Raw genomic sequence first — 16,756 nt, 5'->3', positions numbered from 1 at the left:
AAAAAGCTATCCAATATTTAGTTTTGTGCCATTGTGACACTTTCTTGTTGTTCTTTATGGTTGAGGGCAGCTTTTACAAAAGCAACAAATAATGGATGCGGATTTGCTACAGTACTTTTGTATTCTGGATGATACTGCACACCAACAAACCATTGATGATCTGGGAGTTCTATAATTTCAACTAAGTTAGTTTCAGGATTAAAACCAGTGGCTTTCATTCCTGCTGCTTCTATTTGTTGTTTGTAATCATTATTGAATTCATAACGATGTCTATGACGCTCTTGTATAGAACTCATTCCGTAAACTTCGCTAGAAATACTATCAGCAATAATATCGCAATCCCACGCACCCAAACGCATTGTTCCGCCTTTATCTGTTACTGCCTTTTGAGATTCCATAAGGTCAATCACAGGATGCGATGTTGATTCATTCATTTCGGTAGAATTAGCATCTTCTAATCCGAGAATATTTCTGGCGTATTCAATAACTGCCATTTGCATTCCTAAGCAAATTCCTAAAAACGGAATGTTTTGCTCTCTAACATATTTTATAGCATCAATCTTTCCTTCAATACCTCGCTCTCCAAAACCTGGTGCTACTAAAACACCATTGAGATGTGATAATTTAGAGACCACGTTACTCTTATCTAAGTGCTCGGAATGAATCGATTCAACTTTTACCTTCACTTCATTTGCTGCTCCTGCATGGATAAAAGCTTCTAGAATAGATTTATACGAATCTTGTAATTCGACATATTTCCCTATCAATCCTATAGTAACCTCATTATTCGGGTTTTTGTGGCGCGTCAAAAACTCATTCCAACGTTCTAAGTTTGGCTTACTACTTTCCAAACCAAGACGCTCAAGCACAACACTATCTAATCCTTCATCAAGCATCATATTCGGCACATCATATATTGTTGATGCATCTATAGATTGGATAACTGCTTCTTTCTTTACATTACAGAATCTGGCAAGTTTAGTTCGTAATCCATCGCTTAGTTGATGTTCTGTTCTACATACTAAAACGTCTGCCTGTACTCCACTCTCCATTAAAGTTTTTACGCTGTGTTGTGTAGGCTTGGTTTTTAATTCTCCAGCAGCAGATAAGTAAGGTACCAGAGTAAGATGCACTACAATTGCATTCTCTTCACCTAGTTCCCATTTTAGCTGACGTACAGCTTCAATGTATGGTAAAGACTCTATATCACCTACTGTTCCTCCTATTTCAGTAATCACAATATCGTAGTCTCCAGACTTACCCAATATCTGAATACGATGTTTTATTTCATCTGTAATATGAGGAATTACTTGAACTGTTTTACCTAAAAACTCACCACGTCTTTCTTTTTCAATAACACTTTGGTAAATGCGTCCTGTAGTTACATTATTGGCTTGACTGGTAGGTACGTTCAAAAAACGCTCGTAATGTCCAAGGTCTAAATCTGTTTCTGCACCATCATCGGTTACGTAACATTCTCCATGTTCATAAGGATTCAATGTTCCTGGGTCTACATTGATATAAGGGTCTAGCTTCTGAATCGTTGTACGATATCCTTGCGCCTGAAGTAATTTGGCTAAAGATGCTGCTATGATACCTTTTCCTAGTGAAGAAGTAACACCTCCTGTAACGAAGACGTATTTAGTTGTGACTGCCATGATGCGTTTTTAAACGCAGGCAAATTTACGATTTTATGTTTAAAAAACTTGAATGAATTGAACGTTTATTTGGATTAAAATTGTGAAGCTACAGTTCATCTCGCAAAAACTACAACTGGGTCAACTTTATTACTTGGTTTTTTAGAATCAAACAATATTTGTACTGTAAAACAAAGCAAACACTAAAATCATTAATCATGAAAACATTAGCACTAACACTAGCATTCGCATTAACTAGTATCCTTGGATACGCACAAGATACAGAAGGCACCACGATTACTGTAACGATTGAAAACATTAAAAGTAATGACGGGAAGGTTTTACTTTCGCTTCATACGAAAGACACCTTTATGAAAGGCCCAGGCGTTAAGAATGCAGAAAGCAAAATAGAAGACGGTAAGGTGGTTATCACTTTTGAAAATGTTACTCCGGGAGAGTACGCTATTATGGCTTTGCATGATAAAAATGAAAATAACAAAATGGATTTTCAAGATAGCGGAATGCCTGCTGAAGATTATGGAACTTCAAATAACGTAATGACTTTTGGACCTCCACAATATGATAATTCAAAATTCAATGTCGCAGATAAACCTGTAGAGCTTAACATTAAATTTTAAGAGTTAGTTTAGTATTGAACAAACCCATTGTAAGTAATACAGTGGGTTTTTCTGTTTACCAAAACACTCTAAACAACAAGTTTGGGGTAAAGCCTAAAGAAAACTTGTCAATAGTACGAATTGGATCGTCTAAACTGTTATTTCCAAAATACTCTCTACTAAGCTGATTATTTCTATTGTAAATATTTCTGATAGACAACCCTATTCTGGCTTTAAGGTCTTTGTCTTTTGAAAGATCAAAATCATAAGTTGACGAAAAATCCAACCTGTGATACACTGGTAATCGACCTGTATTAATTCCTTGAAAAACAACACCATTATCAGTATTCATAGATTCCGTAAATGGCTTTCCAGATTGCCATCTCCAACCTAGAGCCATTTGTAATTTCTTGTACTTATAGGTCACTGAACTATTGAATACATGTCTCACATTAGTACTCGAAGTAAAATATTGGTTTCCGTTGAGACCTTCATATTTGTTATCCATTTTATTGAATGAATAGCTCAACCATGCTTTGAATCGTTTAATGTCCTTTTCTAGCAACACATCTACTCCGACAATCCTTTGCTTCCCTATAGTAAAGCTACTATTTTCAGGGTTTAAAAACCCTAGCGATAATGCTGTTACATTTTTAATGTTTTTATAGTAATGGTCAACATCTAAACGCCAACCATTTCTGCTGTACACAAATCCTAGCGACCATTGATTACTATTAATTATAGGGAATTCTGTTCCGTTTGACAACCTCCAAAGTCTATTCTCCAAAGTAAGATCACTCAAGACAGTTTCATCAATTTCACTAATAATTTGATTCTTGATTTCTCCTGAAGCTTGGATTTTAAACCCTTTAAAAACTGGCACATACACTAAAGCTCTAGGCTCAATTCTTATGGCATCTAATTGAGCGTAATAACTTCCTCTAAGCCCAACATTTATGGTATATCTATTTGGCTTTCTAAGTATGTAATTTGTATAAGCACTATGTGTCTCTACAACGGTTTGATCTGAATCTAAAATGAAGGATAATTCATCTGTGCTTATGAAAGCATAATTCACGTCTTTTAGTCCATACTGATATCCGAAAGTAAGATCATTATTCTCGTTTACAGCAAAATTTAGTTCAGACGACACTCCAGAATCAAAGATGATATTCCGTTTATCAAAATCGTAGACTTGTGTACCATCTTCATTGATTATAAAATTGTAATTGAACTTGTAATCAGAGAAAAAAGCTGAAGTAGTTTGTGTAAGCCTATCATTCCAAATACGATTCCATTTTGCACTATAACCAGTATTTCTAATGGTCATAATGTCATTAAAGTTTTCATCAGTGGTAATATCTCTTGTTCTGTAATCCAGATTATTATCAGCATGAATAACACTAAGGTGAATGTTATCCTTATCGCTTGGTTTGTAATTGAGCTTCACATTAAAATCCAAAAAGCTAAAATCGTTGTCTGCATTTTCCTGTTCTTCAATTTTGGTACTTTGAAAAACCTTATCTGCCAATTGATCGAACGTGTAGGATTGATATAGCTCGGTATAACTTCTTCTGAAAGATCCTTGTATACTCAACTTATCTTCTATAATCGGAATCTCTAAATATGCATCTGCATTAATTGCATTAAAACCAGCACTTCCTTTAAATTTGTTAGTGACCTCATCTGTTGAAGTTATATCAATAACACTCGATACGCGATCTCCAAATCTAGGGTGCGTTCCTTTATTTATAAATGTTACTTTATCTGCTGCATAGGGATTAAATGGTGATATCATGCCAAACAAATGGCCCTTGTGATACATATTAATCCCATCCCAAATTAGTCTATTCTGATCTGCTACACCTCCTCTTACTACCAAACCTGAAGCTGTTTCATTTGGACTTATAACACTTGGTAGCTGTTGCAAGCTTTCCAGAATATCTGGTTCGGTTAATCCTGGCAGAATTTCCAGTTCGTTCGGAACTATTGTAAACGAGGCATCTTTTGCCTTTGAGATTCCTTTTGCCAGATAACCATAAATTACAATATCGTTGAGCTGCTGAAGGGATAGCTCGGTATTTTCACCTTTGAGTACAATGATGTATCTGCTATCAATGACATTAAAAATTAATCCTGTACTTGAAGAAATTGCACCTAAAACTTCAGAAAGTGTAGCTTCTGTTCTCGTTAATGAAAAGCGTTGCCCTTCAAGATCTTTGTCTTTGTATGAGAATCTTACATCGTACGTATACTCTATTTCGATAAGAACTTCGTATATCGATTGATCCTGAAACTCCACATAAAAACTGGCCTCTTCTTGCGAAAAGGCCATTAGTGGTAACATAAAAATAATAACGCTTTTAATAAATCTCATCAATCAAAAAACAGCTTTATTACATTGCTTTCTTTTTCATTATAGGTTACCTGAAGTGCATCAAAAACAGTTTTTAATGCGACTTCTAAATTGTTATGTGTAAAACTTCCTGTATATACTACAGAGTCATCAATATCACTAGAATCGAACTCAATTTGGTACTGTGCTTCAAGGGCTGTAAGCACATAGCGTAATGGCACACTTCTAAATGTGCTTTCGCCTCGTATCCAAGTTGGTGTTATAGCACTTGTTTGCCATGTTTCTGTTGCATGACCATTAATCTTTCGTACATTATTATTTGGCAACAGTACAGACTCATAGTCTTGGGTGCTGACGCTTACTTTTCCTTCGTAACACACCACTTCAAAATAATCGCCTTTTGAGTTCACATTGAATTGGGTACCAAGTACTTTAACGTATCCATTATCTGTATTGACTGTAAACGTACTACCCGACTTTACTTTGAAATATGCCTCTCCATCTAAGTTCAGTGTACGATTGTTTTTCCAGTCATCTTCATTATAAGAAAGGGTAGATTTGGAGTTTAAGATAACTTCTGAGCCATCGAGCAGGGCTAAGACTTTTTGTTCGCCAAAACCAGTTTCAAAAGTTGTGGTATCATTCTTTAAAATGGTAAATAGTCCAAAACAAAGAATTACAGAAGCGGCTATTCCTATGAACCAAGTTTTTGAGTTTACTCCAGACTCTGATTTTGAGTCTTCAATATTATTTTTAATAACTTCAAAAGAATCATCTAAAGAGGTATCCAATTGTCCCAACACATCAATTCCCTTCCTCATTTTTTGATACACCAAAATGTCTTCATCAGTAACAAATTGCTTCAATTCATCATTTGATAAACGACCTTCAATCCACTCGGATAGATAAAATTCTTTATTTTTTTTCTCGTCTTGCATGGCTTTCTATTAAGTAAGACAACTTGTTCGCAAAAAACCCTACCTTAAAATATGGATTTTTTTTAAACTATATATTTCCAATTTTTTCTCGCATAGTTTTTAACGCTAAATGCATGCGCTTTTCTACTGCTTTCACTGATATTTCCAGAGATTCAGCAATCTCTTTATATTTCTTTTTTTCAATTCTATTTAGCAAAAATACTTCGCGCTGTTTTTCTGGTAAACTTTCTATCGCTGCTTCTAATTTTTCCAGAAACTCCTGCTCTATCATTATAAATTCTGGCGACTGGTTATCACTCACAAATGAGACACTGTCTTTATGCTTTTGTATTATTTTATCTTTCTTGATCTTATTCAAAAACAAATTCGTGGCCACACTGTATAGATAGGGTTTTACTTTACCATAATTTACATTGGCACAATTGTCCCAAAGCTTTATGAATGTATCTTGTAGAATATCTTCAGCGAGCTGAATATCTTGAGTCTTAAAAAAGATAAACCGCCTTAAATCTTTTGCATAAGTTTTGAAAATTGATTCAAATGTATCTTGGTCGCATATCTTCTTGATATCCTTAATCATATAGGGAAATATTCAATGGCTCAAAACTAATTAAAAAAAAATCTTAAAAAAAAGTAGGGTATTTTTGTTTTGGATTGTCTTAGGGGTAATTGATCAAGAAAAATTGTTTAAATCATAACTTTTACCAATGAAAAATTTTAAAATTGCTTTACTAAGTCTGGCTGTGATTTTAGCCTGTTTTACTTCGTGTACTAACAATGAACCTGTGGTACAGCCACAACAAACCGAAGAAAGTGAGTCCATAACTACGGCTCTTAACCAACTTGCTTCTCGTATTGGAGAAGACGGAAATATAGCTTATGCATCTACTGCAGACAATCCAACAGGAAACATTGTTTTTGATTTCTGTTTCGATTTTGTATACCCAATAGACCTATCTTATAACAACGGTACAACTGTATCTGTTAACAGTTTTGAGGAATTGATTGAAGTATTAATCGGTTCTAACAATGATCTTTATGTTAACGGTATCGCATTTCCTTTTGATGTAGAAACATATAACGAAGATAGTGACGCTATTGAAGTTGTGACCATTAATAATGAAGAAGAATTCATTTCACTTCTTGAAGATTGTGATTTTGATGCTCCAGACTGTGCATGTACAGAAGAATATGATCCTGTTTGTGTAGAAGTGTCTGACCCAAGTGGTGTTGCCTTTACGATTACATATCCTAATGCTTGTTGGGCAGAGTGTGATGGCTTTACAGAAGCAGATTTTGTAGACGATTGTGAGAATGATTATAATGGAAATGGTGGCGAAGAGTGCTTTACATTCAACTTCCCGTTGACTATCATTACTGATGATGGAGAGACTATTACAGTTGATTCTGAAGAAGAATTAGGTACTGTATTGTATGATGTTTACTACTTCGATTTTGTATATCCATTTACAGTAACTACAGACGATAATGAAGTTGTTACTATCAATAGTGAAGAAGACTGGTTAGACGTATTAGAAGATTGCTACGATGATTATAACAATGGATGTGAATGCTACGAAGATTTTAACCCTGTATGTGTTGAAGTACAAACTGGTTCTGGACAAGTTGAAATAATTGTATTCCCTAATGCATGTTATGCTGAGTGCGAAGGATTTACTCCAAACGATTTTGTAGAGTGTGAAGACAATGGTGGTAATGGATGTGATTCTTGTACTACTGATTTTGATCCGGTTTGTGTTCTTATAGAAACTCCAGTTGGTACAGAAATTTACACGTTCCCTAATGCATGTTATGCAGAATGTGAAGGATTCACAGAAGCAGACTTTGTAGACTGTGAGACTAATACAGGTAACTGTACAGATGAAGATTATATAGCAATCCTTACTGAATGTCAGTGGTTTGTTACTTCAATAAACAGTAATCAATCTTACTTCTACGAATTCAATGAAGATGGTTCGTTAACTATTGTTAGTGAAGATGGTACTTACACGACTGTCGGAACTTGGGAACTAGGTCAGGAAGCAGGTACAAATCTTACTACTGTAGTAATTACTGAAGAGTTACAAGACTTTAACGACACATGGGCATTTGTAAGCTGTGAAGAAGATTACGTATTCTCAACAACACAGACATCATTTATAGAAAGAACTTGTGATTAATAGACCACAATACATTTGAAAATTGGTTGAATTAATTGGTTAATAGCCTACTATTAACTAGACAAAAACCTTCAGGGTTAGGGCCTGAAGGTTTTTTTGTGCAATATAGTTTTCTTCAATATTAGATTAACGCTTATCTATGCTTTACTATAGATATTTTGAATGGTTTTTTGTAATTTTATAGCCTAAACAAATACAAATGACAATTACCCAACTTCAATATGTATTAGCAATTGCAGAGCACAAAAACTTTACAAAAGCGGCTGAGCACTGTTTTGTTACACAACCCACACTTAGTACGCAAGTTCAAAAACTAGAAGATCAACTAGACGTACTCATCTTTGATCGTTCAAAAAAACCAATCGAGCTTACAGATGTAGGTAAAAAGATCGTGAATCAGGCTAGAAACATTGTCAATGAAGCGGATCGCATTCAAGACATTGTAGATCAACAAAAGGGGTTTATTGGTGGTGAATTCAAACTAGGAATCATTCCAACGATAATGCCAACATTGTTACCAATGTTCCTCAAAAACTTTATCAAAAAGTATCCTAAGGTAAAGCTTAAAATTGAAGAGCTAACGACTGAAGAAATCATAGATCGTATTAACGAAGGACATCTCGATGCAGCTATTGCTGCCACACCTTTAGAAAATGAATCTATAAAAGAGCGTGTGCTATACTATGAACCTTTTGTGGCTTATGTACCAAATAATCATCGTTTGAAAGACAAAAAGATTATTGAAACTAGTGACCTAGACATAGAAGACATGCTTCTTCTTGAAGATGGTCACTGTTTTAGAGATGGTGTCATCAACTTATGCAAAGTCTTTAAAGACCAAATGGATGACCATTTTCAATTAGAAAGTGGTAGTATAGAGACTTTAATAAAGCTATCTAACGAAGGGCTTGGTATGACCTTGCTGCCTTACTTACACACTTTGGATATTAAAGAAAAACTGAATCCTAACCTGAGACACTTCAAAGAGCCTTCACCAGCTAGAGAAGTGAGCATCATTCATCACAAAAGTGAATTAAAGATGCACATCATCGATGCGATGTACAATGAAATCTCAGGAATAATAAGAGGAGCGATTGCGTTCTCTAATGTGGAAATTATTAGTCCTTTGGCTAAATAATCAAGGCTTTTTATAAGCCTTTACGCCAGCTTCAACTGAAGTTTTTACATAATTAACTCGAGGTACAATTGGACACGAATAACGATCACTATAAGCACAGTAAGGGTTATAAGCTTCGTTAAAATTGATAACCAAAATATCTCCTTCGGGTAAGCTGCCTTCCACATAGCGACCTCCTCCATAGGTGGTTTCACCATTGGTATCGTCTAAAAATGGAATAAACAAGTAGTCCTTATATTCCTCTTGTTGCATCAATCCTAAGTTTTGATAAACATTAAGCTGATGTGTGTCGCCATTGAGTTCAAAAGTAGCTATGGCATAAACTCTATAGATTGGCTCTCGGCCCGTAGTGGTTTTCATATTGAATGGTTTTGCATCTGGAGTTAATTTCAGCTTTGCTTTAACCACATAAGACGAATCAAATTTGAAAAACGCTAACCCCTTAAACTTTCTCAGCCCCTTCTCTGTTAAAGGCGATGTCGAAGCATCTTTAAAGTTGGCATTCATTTCGCGTTGCCATTCAGTTTCGCCAAGTAAAGCTGTCTTTTCCTGAGCACAGCTCAGCGTAGTTATTGACAAGAAAAGTATAAGAAATCGTTTCATTTTGAAAAATTTGGTCGTTCAAAAATACAACTTAAAGAAATTTTACATAGTTTTGGTGTGAAATAAAAACAAAAATGCAAAACATCGTAAGATATACACAATGCTCTACCGTTAAACATAGCGGCTGGACTTGTTATATGTTATGATGATATAGATATAGAATCAAACAATATTAAAAGTCCGGCTTTGCAGCCGGACTTTTTTATTTTAAATCAGTAATCAACAACAATTTAATCAATCAACCAATGAAACGATTATTTAATATTTATATAGATACTTTTAGAGGGCTATCTAAAGAGGTATGGTGGCTTGCGCTGATTACACTTATCAATAGAGCAGGCACAATGGTTATACCTTTTTTGTCGCTTTACCTCACAAAAGATTTAGACTTTACGTTAACAGATGTAGGATGGGTCATGAGTGCCTTTGGTTTAGGGTCTGTAGCTGGGTCGTGGCTTGGAGGCAAACTGACTGACAAAATCGGTTATTACAAAGTTATGGTACGTAGCTTATTGACCACCGGATTTTTGTTCATAGGACTTCAGTTTCTAGACACTTTTGAGCTGATGTGTATCGGCATCTTTGTGGTAATGCTCGTAGCAGATATGTTTAGACCTGCAATCTTTGTGGCGATGAGCGCTTATAGCAAACCCGAAAACAAAACGCGTTCTGTAACACTGATACGACTCGCGATAAACCTTGGGTTTTCGGCTGGACCTGCTGTTGGTGGATTAATCATTACTACACTAAGCTATAGTGGCTTATTTTGGGTAGATGGTATCACCTGTATTCTAGCTACTCTTGTATTGATTAGAGTACTACATCCTAAGAAAGCCAAAGTACAAGATTCGGTAGTTAATGAAAATCCGCAATCGATATTCAAAGACAAAGCGTTTTGGATATTCTTTTTCTCAATGATATTGTTTGGTATTGCATTCTTGCAGTATTTCTCAACAATGCCTTTGTATTATAAAGATGTGCATGCTTTAAATGAATTAGAAATTGGGTTGCTCCTAGGCTTAAATGGATTCATAATTTTTGCTCTGGAAATGCCTTTAATTAGTTGGTTAGAGAATAAGACCTACTCAAAAGCTGGGTTAATTCTCTTTGGAGCAATATTGACAGGGTTGAGTTTCTTAATCCTAAACTTAACAGGCTGGGTTGGGATTCTAGTCGTAGGAATGTTGTTAATGACTATAGGTGAAATGATTGCGTTTCCATTTTCGAATGCATTAGTTATTGACCTCTCTAAGAAAGGGAAAATGGGAGAATATATGGCGTACTATACCATTTCGTTCTCCATATCTCATATTATTGGTCATAACTTAGGGATGCAAACCGTAAATGCTGTAGGTTTTGATAATACTTGGTATATTATTACAGGTGTTTCAGTCGTTTGTGTACTATTAATAATGTTTTTGAAAAGGCAACTTAATATAACTGGAGAAAACACATGAATCTAAATCAAGTTACCATTCCATCGATAGATGTTGAAAAGGCAGTAGGATTTTATAAACTCTTGGGATTGCGTCTCATTGTGGACGCACTCCCAAGATATGTACGTTTTGAGTGTATTGATGGGGATAGCACCTTATCGATACACAAGGTAGATGAATTACCAAAAGGTGATGGCATTATCCTTTATTTTGAAGATGATAATCTAGATATTACTGTAGAAAGCCTGAAAGCTAAAGGGTTATCGTTTACCTTGCTCCCAACGGACCAATCCTGGCTTTGGCGCGAAGCACATCTAGAAGATTATGATGGAAATAAGATTATTCTTTTTAAAGCTGGTGTAAACCGAAAGAATCCGCCTTGGAGGGTTTGATGTTTTTATTGAATGTACACACCGACCGAGGTTATTAATTTATTTTATCAATTAGAACTTACAAGCTATAGTTTGTTTTAGAGCTTTATCATGATATTCCTCTTTCCAATAATGAGGATCATTTAAACTTCTATACTCTAATTTTTTAACTGAATATTTTTTGTAAAAAGGCTTATTCATTATAATCAAAACAAACCCTTTATCGGGATATTCCATATTAGATTCAAAAATACTATTCCCATTATCAATTTCCGAATTAAGTATTTTTTCGATTTCTGGGCTTATATCGAAATTCAAGTTTCTCATTAATTAACAACAACTATCTTATAAACACCAATTCAGTCTCAGTAGACAAAGCCTCACTAAAGCCATAACCTTCATAGTTAAAGCCTTTGATATCGTCCAAGGTATTGGCATTGGTATCTAAAATATAGCGTGTCATATAACCACGAGCTAGTTTAGCAAAGGTCATGATGGTTTTGTACTCGCCGTTTTTAAGATCTTTAAAGTTTGCTGATACCACAGGAACTTTTAAAGCTTTGGTATCGATTGCTTTGAAGTATTCGTTACTGGCTAGATTTAAGAATACCTCATCTTCTGCTAACTCATCATTGAGCGCACTAGTAACTTTAGCTTTCCAGAATTCGTATAGATTCTTGTTTTTACCAACAGGGAATTTTGTACCCATCTCTAAACGATAAGGTTGAATTAAATCCATTGGCTTCAACAGACCATACAACCCAGAAATGATTCTCACAGTATCTTGCAGCTTATCCAGTTTATCATCGGACAAATTATATACATCCAACCCTCTATACACGTCACCACTAAAAGCATATACCGCTTGCCTAGCATTATCTGGTGTAAATGGTAAACTCCACTCCTGATTGCGTTCGTAATTGAGTTGCCCTAAGGCATCAGAAATTTTCATCAACTTCGACAAACTTCTGGCCGACTTCTTTTTTAGTAATTTGTTCAAGCGTTCTGCTTCACCAAGAAAGCATGCTTCTGTATTTATGTTTGTTGGTAACTCGCTTTCAAAATTCAGCGACTTAGCTGGTGATAATACTAGTTTCATATTCTACAATTCTTTTTTTATTAATTAAGCGATAGTTCTTCTCCAAATTGAATCACATAACCATTATTGTCATAGATAGCAAACTCTCGCATATTCCATTCAAAATTATCTATTGCGTAGCAAACCTCAACACTATCTTTTACAGATTGCCACAACGCATCTACGTGCGAGGTTTTGATATAAAAAGAGCCCGTAAACTCAGGTTTATCAAAATCTAGATGTTCGTTAGGTTTGGTAACCATTAGTCTAACACCATCTTTGGATATTGAAGCCCAACCCCAATCATCATCTTTATCATCGCAGGCAAACCCTAAATGTGTTTCGTAAAACTTTACTGTTTCATCGATATCATTGGTATACAACATTGGGACTAAACTATGGTACTTCATGCTTAGAAAATTACGTCAACTAAATTAATTCATTTCCTGTAATTTACCATTTATAAAGCTAAAGTTGTAATCGCCTTTGATTATAAAGTCCGAAGTAAACGCCTCCTCTAGTGTTGGATACCACGTCTTCTTTGCTTTATCTATGAGAATAAATAATCCTTCATCATTTCCTACGGCACAAAACCTATCAAAATCTCCGTAAAAAATTGGTATTGATTGTATACGATTAATCTGCTGATACAAACTCTCTATATCATTAGTCGCAATCGCCATTTCACTTATCGACACTAATGAAGACGAAGAAAACTCGACATCATTTTCAATATTCAAATTTCTTCTAGCAATAAATTCTAAAATATTATTATCACTATCATAGAAATACATTGCCTTGGCATTCCAATTGACAAAGTCTGAAATCTTTTGTCCTTCAAAATCCAAAATCTCTACACGTTGCTCGAGCCACTTTAAAGCTTCTTCTTCTTGATACGAAGGTATGTTGAATGCTAAATGAGATGGCTTAAACGATGATTTATATTGAAATGAAAGTACGCTTTCTCCAATTTTAAACGCTATCATGTGAGGTTCATCAACTAGTTGTTCTAAACCTAAAACCTCTGCATAAAAATGCTTTTGGGCTTTGATATTGTTTGTAAAAAGCGTGACTTCTTCAATTCTCATATTCCAAAATTAAAGGAATAAGAAGAGATTACATATAGATAGCATCTTTAAAAACCAATACTATTATCAATAAAAACTATAAGCTTTGGTGCTTGGCGTAATCGCGCCACTTGGCAATGCAATTTTGGATATCTTCAGGTAATTCAGAAGTAAATGACATCCATTTCCCAGTACTCGGATGTTCAAATCCTAAGGTCTTAGCATGTAATGCTTGTCTCGGCAAAATCTTGAAGCAGTTCTCCACAAATTGCTTGTATTTAGAAAAGGTAGTGCCTTTCAATATTTTTTCACCTCCATAGCGTTCGTCATTAAAGAGTGTGTGTCCGATATGTTTCATATGGACACGGATTTGATGTGTACGACCAGTTTCTAATCTACATGACACAAGGGTTACATAACCAAAACGTTCTAAGACCTTATAATGCGTTACTGCAGGTTTCCCTTTATAGGCATCATCGCCTTCAAAAACTGTATTCTGTAATCGGTTTTTTGGATGCCTGCCTATATTACCTTCAACTGTACCTTGCTCTTCATCTACATTTCCCCAAACCAAAGCAACATATTCGCGCTCACTGGTTTTCTCAGCAAACTGATTAGACAGATGATTCATAGCATCTTCAGTCTTAGCAACAACCAATAATCCACTGGTATCCTTATCGATACGATGTACCAATCCTGGTCTGTCACTAGAATTCTTTGGCAAATTTTCAAAATGAAAAATCAATCCATTTATTAATGTACCTGAATAGTTTCCATGTCCAGGATGCACCACCATGCCTGCTGGCTTATTCACTACCAACAAATCATCATCTTCATATACAATATCGATGGGTATGTCTTCTCCAACCAAGAGATATTCGTGCGGTGGATGTTCGAACAATACTCTTATAACATCATTGGCTTTGACCTTGTAATTGGACTTAACAGGAACATCATTCACAAAGATATTTCCACTCTTAGCTGCAGCCTGAATCTTATTTCGGGTCGCATTCTCAATAAAGTTCATTAAGTATTTATCTATACGAAGTGGTTGCTGCCCTTTTTCGGCAACAAAAGAATAGTGTTCGTAAAGATCATCTGGATTTATCGATTGATCTTCCATACTAAGGTTCGTTAGAAGATCGACGGTTTCCGTTACCCAAAACCAAGTCTATGGTAGACGTTAAAGCCAGTTCGTCGCCTGCTTGTATTGGCTCTCCATCATGACTTATAGCAAGTACTTCATCTTTACCAATATCATCCTGATACGTGATCTTTCCAACTTTAAACCCTAAAGCTTCGAGCGTTGGCTTAGCTTGACGGAAAGTACGTCTTACAATATTTGGTACGGCAACTTTTCTATACCCTGAAGGGTTCAAAATTAAATATACCTTACGGTCTTCTTTTACCTTTGCTCCTGCCAAAGGATATTGCTCAATAACAGCATACTTAGGATATTTTGGATTGTAGTTGGCAGAATCTTGCACTTCCATACGGAGGTCGTTATCATTGATTTCAATCTCTACAACGTCCAAGGTTTTTCCTTTAAGATCCGGAACCTCAACAAACTCTCCATGGTTTGTAGTAGCCTTTAACCACTTCAACATTAAAAAGCAAATAACTATAAGTGCTACAATAGCTAAAGCAACTTGTTTAAAAAAAACTTTACTGGTAAGAAATTTTATTAGGCTCATTTAGTAATTTAGTTACCGACAAATATATAAAAACGCATTCTTTTGAGTTATACTTTTACAATTGTTAAAGATAACTTTAATAAAGTACGAAATATTGTAACGTTTAGATGACAACCTAATGCATTTTACATGAAAAAAAACATTGCAATCATTATGGGAGGCTACTCCAGTGAATACGAAATATCGCTAAAAAGCGGTAATGTAGTCTATGATACTTTTAACAAAGAGAAGTTCAATGCATTTCGTGTTCATATCTTTAAAGACAAATGGGTTTATGTCAATGATGAAGGTCAAGAATTTGATATTGACAGGCACGATTTCACTGTAAGAACCCATGACGAAAAAATTACATTCGATTGTGTTTTTAATGCGATTCACGGTTCTCCGGGCGAAGATGGTTATATGCAAGCTTATTTTGAACTTTTGAATATTCCGCACACAAGTTGTAGCATGTACTTAGCTGCGCTGACTTTTAATAAAAGAGATTTGTTGTCTACATTAAAACCTTATGGCATTAAGATGGCCGAAAGTTTTTATCTGAACTTAGGTGATACAGTAGATGAAGATGCTATAATTTCTAAAGTCGGTTTACCTTGTTTTGTGAAAGCGAACAAAGCTGGTAGTAGTTTTGGAATTACTAAAGTTCATAAAAAGGAACAACTTCAAAATGCAATTGATGTTGCTTTCGAAGAAGATGATGAAATTATTATTGAAGAATTTTTGGATGGTACTGAAGTTTCTATAGGTGTTATTACTTATAAAGGTGAAACGACTGTGCTTCCTATCACAGAAATAGTAAGTGATAATGATTTTTTTGATTATGAAGCTAAATACCTTGGGCAATCTCAAGAAATAACTCCAGCTAGATTATCTGATGAGCTAACACATAAAGCAAAGTCTGTTGCAAAACGTGTTTATGATATTTTGAAAATGACTGGCTTTAGTCGTAGTGAGTTTATTTTCAAAAATGGAGAACCTCATTTATTAGAGGTGAATACAGTGCCAGGCCTAACCAAAGAAAGCATACTACCTCAACAAGCTAATGCTGCTGGTATCTCTTTAGAGGAATTATTTGAGAATGCTATAGCTGAAGCTATGAATAATTAATCATTATCTTTGGTTGTAGCTAAAAATTAGTATTAGTTTCATAGAATCAACATGAAAAAAGCCATTTTCCCAGGATCTTTCGACCCAATTACTTTAGGACATTATGATATCATTAAAAGAGGTATACAATTATTTGATGAAGTTATTGTAGCTATAGGTATCAATGCTGATAAAAAGTATATGTTTTCTTTAGAACAACGTCAAAAATTTATTGAAGATGCCTTTAAAGATGAGCCTAGAGTCAAGGTGGTAACTTATAAAGGTCTTACAGTAGACTTTTGTAAAGAAAATAATGTTGACTTTATTCTTAGAGGGCTTCGCAATCCTGCCGATTTTGAGTTTGAAAAAGCCATAGCTCATACTAATAGAGATCTTGCTCCTATCGAAACTGTGTTCTTATTAACAGCAGCTAGCACATCTTATATTTCCTCATCTATTGTAAGAGATGTAATTAGAAATAATGGCGACTACACAAAACTAGTTCCAAGAAGTGTTAGGTTAGATTGAAAAGCTTGAAAACCATTAATAATTAGA

At 35.1% G+C, this 16,756-nt stretch carries 18 protein-coding genes; 7 read left to right on the top strand and 11 right to left on the bottom strand.

From position 1 onward, the window contains the following. Positions 1-17 precede the first annotated feature (17 nt). On the bottom strand, positions 18-1,658 hold the full coding sequence (gene pyrG / locus NCE97_RS11345) for a CTP synthase (RefSeq protein ID WP_353779377.1): 1,641 nt from the start codon (positions 1,656-1,658) through the stop codon (positions 18-20). Positions 1,659-1,855: 197 nt separating this feature from the next. Here pyrG and NCE97_RS11340 point away from each other — a divergent pair, with 197 nt between their 5' ends. Further along, on the top strand, positions 1,856-2,275 hold the full coding sequence (locus NCE97_RS11340) for a DUF2141 domain-containing protein (RefSeq protein WP_353779376.1): 420 nt from the start codon (positions 1,856-1,858) through the stop codon (positions 2,273-2,275). Positions 2,276-2,330: 55 nt separating this feature from the next. Here NCE97_RS11340 and NCE97_RS11335 read toward each other — a convergent pair whose 3' ends face one another. The 3 genes from NCE97_RS11335 to NCE97_RS11325 all read right to left on the bottom strand — a co-directional run bounded on the left by NCE97_RS11335 (position 2,331) and on the right by NCE97_RS11325 (position 6,128). Further along, a complete protein-coding gene (locus NCE97_RS11335; protein WP_353779374.1) occupies positions 2,331-4,631 on the bottom strand; it encodes a FecR domain-containing protein in 2,301 nt (766 codons plus the stop codon). After that, positions 4,631-5,548 (bottom strand): FecR family protein, encoded by a 918-nt coding sequence (locus NCE97_RS11330; protein ID WP_353779373.1) that lies wholly within the window; start codon positions 5,546-5,548, stop codon positions 4,631-4,633. The genes NCE97_RS11335 and NCE97_RS11330 overlap by 1 nt, the downstream gene beginning before the upstream one ends. 67 nt (positions 5,549-5,615) lie before the next feature. After that, complete coding sequence (locus NCE97_RS11325) at positions 5,616-6,128, bottom strand: RNA polymerase sigma factor (protein ID WP_353779372.1); 513 nt, start codon at positions 6,126-6,128, stop codon at positions 5,616-5,618. A gap of 127 nt (positions 6,129-6,255) precedes the next feature. On the opposite strand from NCE97_RS11325, the gene NCE97_RS11320 reads away from it, so the two are divergent. Both NCE97_RS11320 and NCE97_RS11315 read left to right on the top strand, forming a co-directional pair. Next, positions 6,256-7,728, top strand: coding sequence for a hypothetical protein (locus NCE97_RS11320; protein WP_353779370.1), 1,473 nt, complete (start codon positions 6,256-6,258; stop codon positions 7,726-7,728). Between the two features lie 199 nt (positions 7,729-7,927). Next, the gene (locus NCE97_RS11315) at positions 7,928-8,866 is read left to right on the top strand and encodes a LysR substrate-binding domain-containing protein (protein ID WP_353779369.1); all 939 of its coding nucleotides are present in this window, start codon (positions 7,928-7,930) and stop codon (positions 8,864-8,866) included. On the opposite strand, the gene NCE97_RS11310 is transcribed toward NCE97_RS11315, so the two are convergent. After that, positions 8,867-9,469: a DUF1684 domain-containing protein gene (locus tag NCE97_RS11310; protein WP_353779367.1), complete on the bottom strand. Its 603-nt coding sequence runs from the start codon at positions 9,467-9,469 to the stop codon at positions 8,867-8,869. 245 nt (positions 9,470-9,714) lie between these two features. Between NCE97_RS11310 and NCE97_RS11305 the strand changes: the two genes are divergently transcribed. Together NCE97_RS11305 and NCE97_RS11300 are read left to right on the top strand one after the other, a co-directional pair. Beyond that, complete coding sequence (locus tag NCE97_RS11305; RefSeq protein WP_353779365.1) at positions 9,715-10,926, top strand: MDR family MFS transporter; 1,212 nt, start codon at positions 9,715-9,717, stop codon at positions 10,924-10,926. Then, a complete protein-coding gene (locus NCE97_RS11300) occupies positions 10,923-11,297 on the top strand; it encodes a VOC family protein (protein WP_353779363.1) in 375 nt (124 codons plus the stop codon). The genes NCE97_RS11305 and NCE97_RS11300 overlap by 4 nt, the downstream gene beginning before the upstream one ends. 51 nt (positions 11,298-11,348) lie before the next feature. On the opposite strand, the gene NCE97_RS11295 is transcribed toward NCE97_RS11300, so the two are convergent. From NCE97_RS11295 to NCE97_RS11270, 6 genes are all read right to left on the bottom strand, one after another. Continuing rightward, positions 11,349-11,603 carry a hypothetical protein gene (locus NCE97_RS11295; RefSeq protein ID WP_353779362.1) on the bottom strand — a complete coding sequence of 85 codons (255 nt, stop codon included), beginning with the start codon at positions 11,601-11,603 and terminating at the stop codon, positions 11,349-11,351. Positions 11,604-11,616: 13 nt separating this feature from the next. Further along, a complete protein-coding gene (yaaA, locus tag NCE97_RS11290) occupies positions 11,617-12,375 on the bottom strand; it encodes a peroxide stress protein YaaA (protein WP_353779360.1) in 759 nt (252 codons plus the stop codon). A gap of 20 nt (positions 12,376-12,395) precedes the next feature. Continuing rightward, positions 12,396-12,764, bottom strand: a complete 369-nt coding sequence (locus tag NCE97_RS11285; protein ID WP_353779358.1) for a VOC family protein — start codon at positions 12,762-12,764, stop codon at positions 12,396-12,398. A gap of 24 nt (positions 12,765-12,788) precedes the next feature. Continuing rightward, a complete protein-coding gene (locus NCE97_RS11280) occupies positions 12,789-13,442 on the bottom strand; it encodes a VOC family protein (RefSeq protein ID WP_353779356.1) in 654 nt (217 codons plus the stop codon). A gap of 76 nt (positions 13,443-13,518) precedes the next feature. Further along, positions 13,519-14,544 (bottom strand): RluA family pseudouridine synthase, encoded by a 1,026-nt coding sequence (locus NCE97_RS11275; protein WP_353779354.1) that lies wholly within the window; start codon positions 14,542-14,544, stop codon positions 13,519-13,521. A gap of 1 nt (position 14,545) precedes the next feature. Then, on the bottom strand, positions 14,546-15,028 hold the full coding sequence (locus NCE97_RS11270) for a PASTA domain-containing protein (protein WP_353779352.1): 483 nt from the start codon (positions 15,026-15,028) through the stop codon (positions 14,546-14,548). Between the two features lie 216 nt (positions 15,029-15,244). Here NCE97_RS11270 and NCE97_RS11265 point away from each other — a divergent pair, with 216 nt between their 5' ends. Continuing rightward, complete coding sequence (locus NCE97_RS11265) at positions 15,245-16,222, top strand: D-alanine--D-alanine ligase (RefSeq protein ID WP_353779350.1); 978 nt, start codon at positions 15,245-15,247, stop codon at positions 16,220-16,222. A 51-nt stretch (positions 16,223-16,273) separates the two neighbouring features. Then, positions 16,274-16,729, top strand: a complete 456-nt coding sequence (coaD, locus tag NCE97_RS11260; protein WP_353779349.1) for a pantetheine-phosphate adenylyltransferase — start codon at positions 16,274-16,276, stop codon at positions 16,727-16,729. The last annotated feature ends 27 nt before the right edge of the window (positions 16,730-16,756 follow it).

It is taken from the genome of Winogradskyella sp. 3972H.M.0a.05 (genome assembly GCF_040493455.1).
Taxonomy (GTDB): Bacteria; Bacteroidota; Bacteroidia; order Flavobacteriales; family Flavobacteriaceae; genus Microcosmobacter.
The sequence above is the reverse complement of the archived record's forward strand: the minus strand, read 5'-3'. Positions and strand labels throughout refer to the sequence as shown.

Excerpts from the sequence above, each read along its gene's own strand:
- NCE97_RS11305 (WP_353779365.1), top strand. The coding sequence starts at position 9,715 with ATGAAACGATTATTTAATATTTATATAGATACTTTTAGAGGGCTATCT.
- NCE97_RS11325 (WP_353779372.1), bottom strand. The coding sequence starts at position 6,128 with ATGATTAAGGATATCAAGAAGATATGCGACCAAGATACATTTGAATCA.
- NCE97_RS11285 (WP_353779358.1), bottom strand. The coding sequence starts at position 12,764 with ATGAAGTACCATAGTTTAGTCCCAATGTTGTATACCAATGATATCGAT.
- NCE97_RS11335 (WP_353779374.1), bottom strand. The coding sequence starts at position 4,631 with ATGAGATTTATTAAAAGCGTTATTATTTTTATGTTACCACTAATGGCC.
- NCE97_RS11300 (WP_353779363.1), top strand. The coding sequence starts at position 10,923 with ATGAATCTAAATCAAGTTACCATTCCATCGATAGATGTTGAAAAGGCA.
- pyrG (WP_353779377.1), bottom strand. The coding sequence starts at position 1,658 with ATGGCAGTCACAACTAAATACGTCTTCGTTACAGGAGGTGTTACTTCT.
- NCE97_RS11275 (WP_353779354.1), bottom strand. The coding sequence starts at position 14,544 with ATGGAAGATCAATCGATAAATCCAGATGATCTTTACGAACACTATTCT.
- NCE97_RS11310 (WP_353779367.1), bottom strand. The coding sequence starts at position 9,469 with ATGAAACGATTTCTTATACTTTTCTTGTCAATAACTACGCTGAGCTGT.
- NCE97_RS11315 (WP_353779369.1), top strand. The coding sequence starts at position 7,928 with ATGACAATTACCCAACTTCAATATGTATTAGCAATTGCAGAGCACAAA.
- NCE97_RS11320 (WP_353779370.1), top strand. The coding sequence starts at position 6,256 with ATGAAAAATTTTAAAATTGCTTTACTAAGTCTGGCTGTGATTTTAGCC.
- NCE97_RS11340 (WP_353779376.1), top strand. The coding sequence starts at position 1,856 with ATGAAAACATTAGCACTAACACTAGCATTCGCATTAACTAGTATCCTT.
- NCE97_RS11265 (WP_353779350.1), top strand. The coding sequence starts at position 15,245 with ATGAAAAAAAACATTGCAATCATTATGGGAGGCTACTCCAGTGAATAC.
- NCE97_RS11330 (WP_353779373.1), bottom strand. The coding sequence starts at position 5,548 with ATGCAAGACGAGAAAAAAAATAAAGAATTTTATCTATCCGAGTGGATT.
- NCE97_RS11295 (WP_353779362.1), bottom strand. The coding sequence starts at position 11,603 with ATGAGAAACTTGAATTTCGATATAAGCCCAGAAATCGAAAAAATACTT.
- coaD (WP_353779349.1), top strand. The coding sequence starts at position 16,274 with ATGAAAAAAGCCATTTTCCCAGGATCTTTCGACCCAATTACTTTAGGA.
- NCE97_RS11270 (WP_353779352.1), bottom strand. The coding sequence starts at position 15,028 with ATGTTGAAGTGGTTAAAGGCTACTACAAACCATGGAGAGTTTGTTGAG.
- NCE97_RS11280 (WP_353779356.1), bottom strand. The coding sequence starts at position 13,442 with ATGAGAATTGAAGAAGTCACGCTTTTTACAAACAATATCAAAGCCCAA.
- yaaA (WP_353779360.1), bottom strand. The coding sequence starts at position 12,375 with ATGAAACTAGTATTATCACCAGCTAAGTCGCTGAATTTTGAAAGCGAG.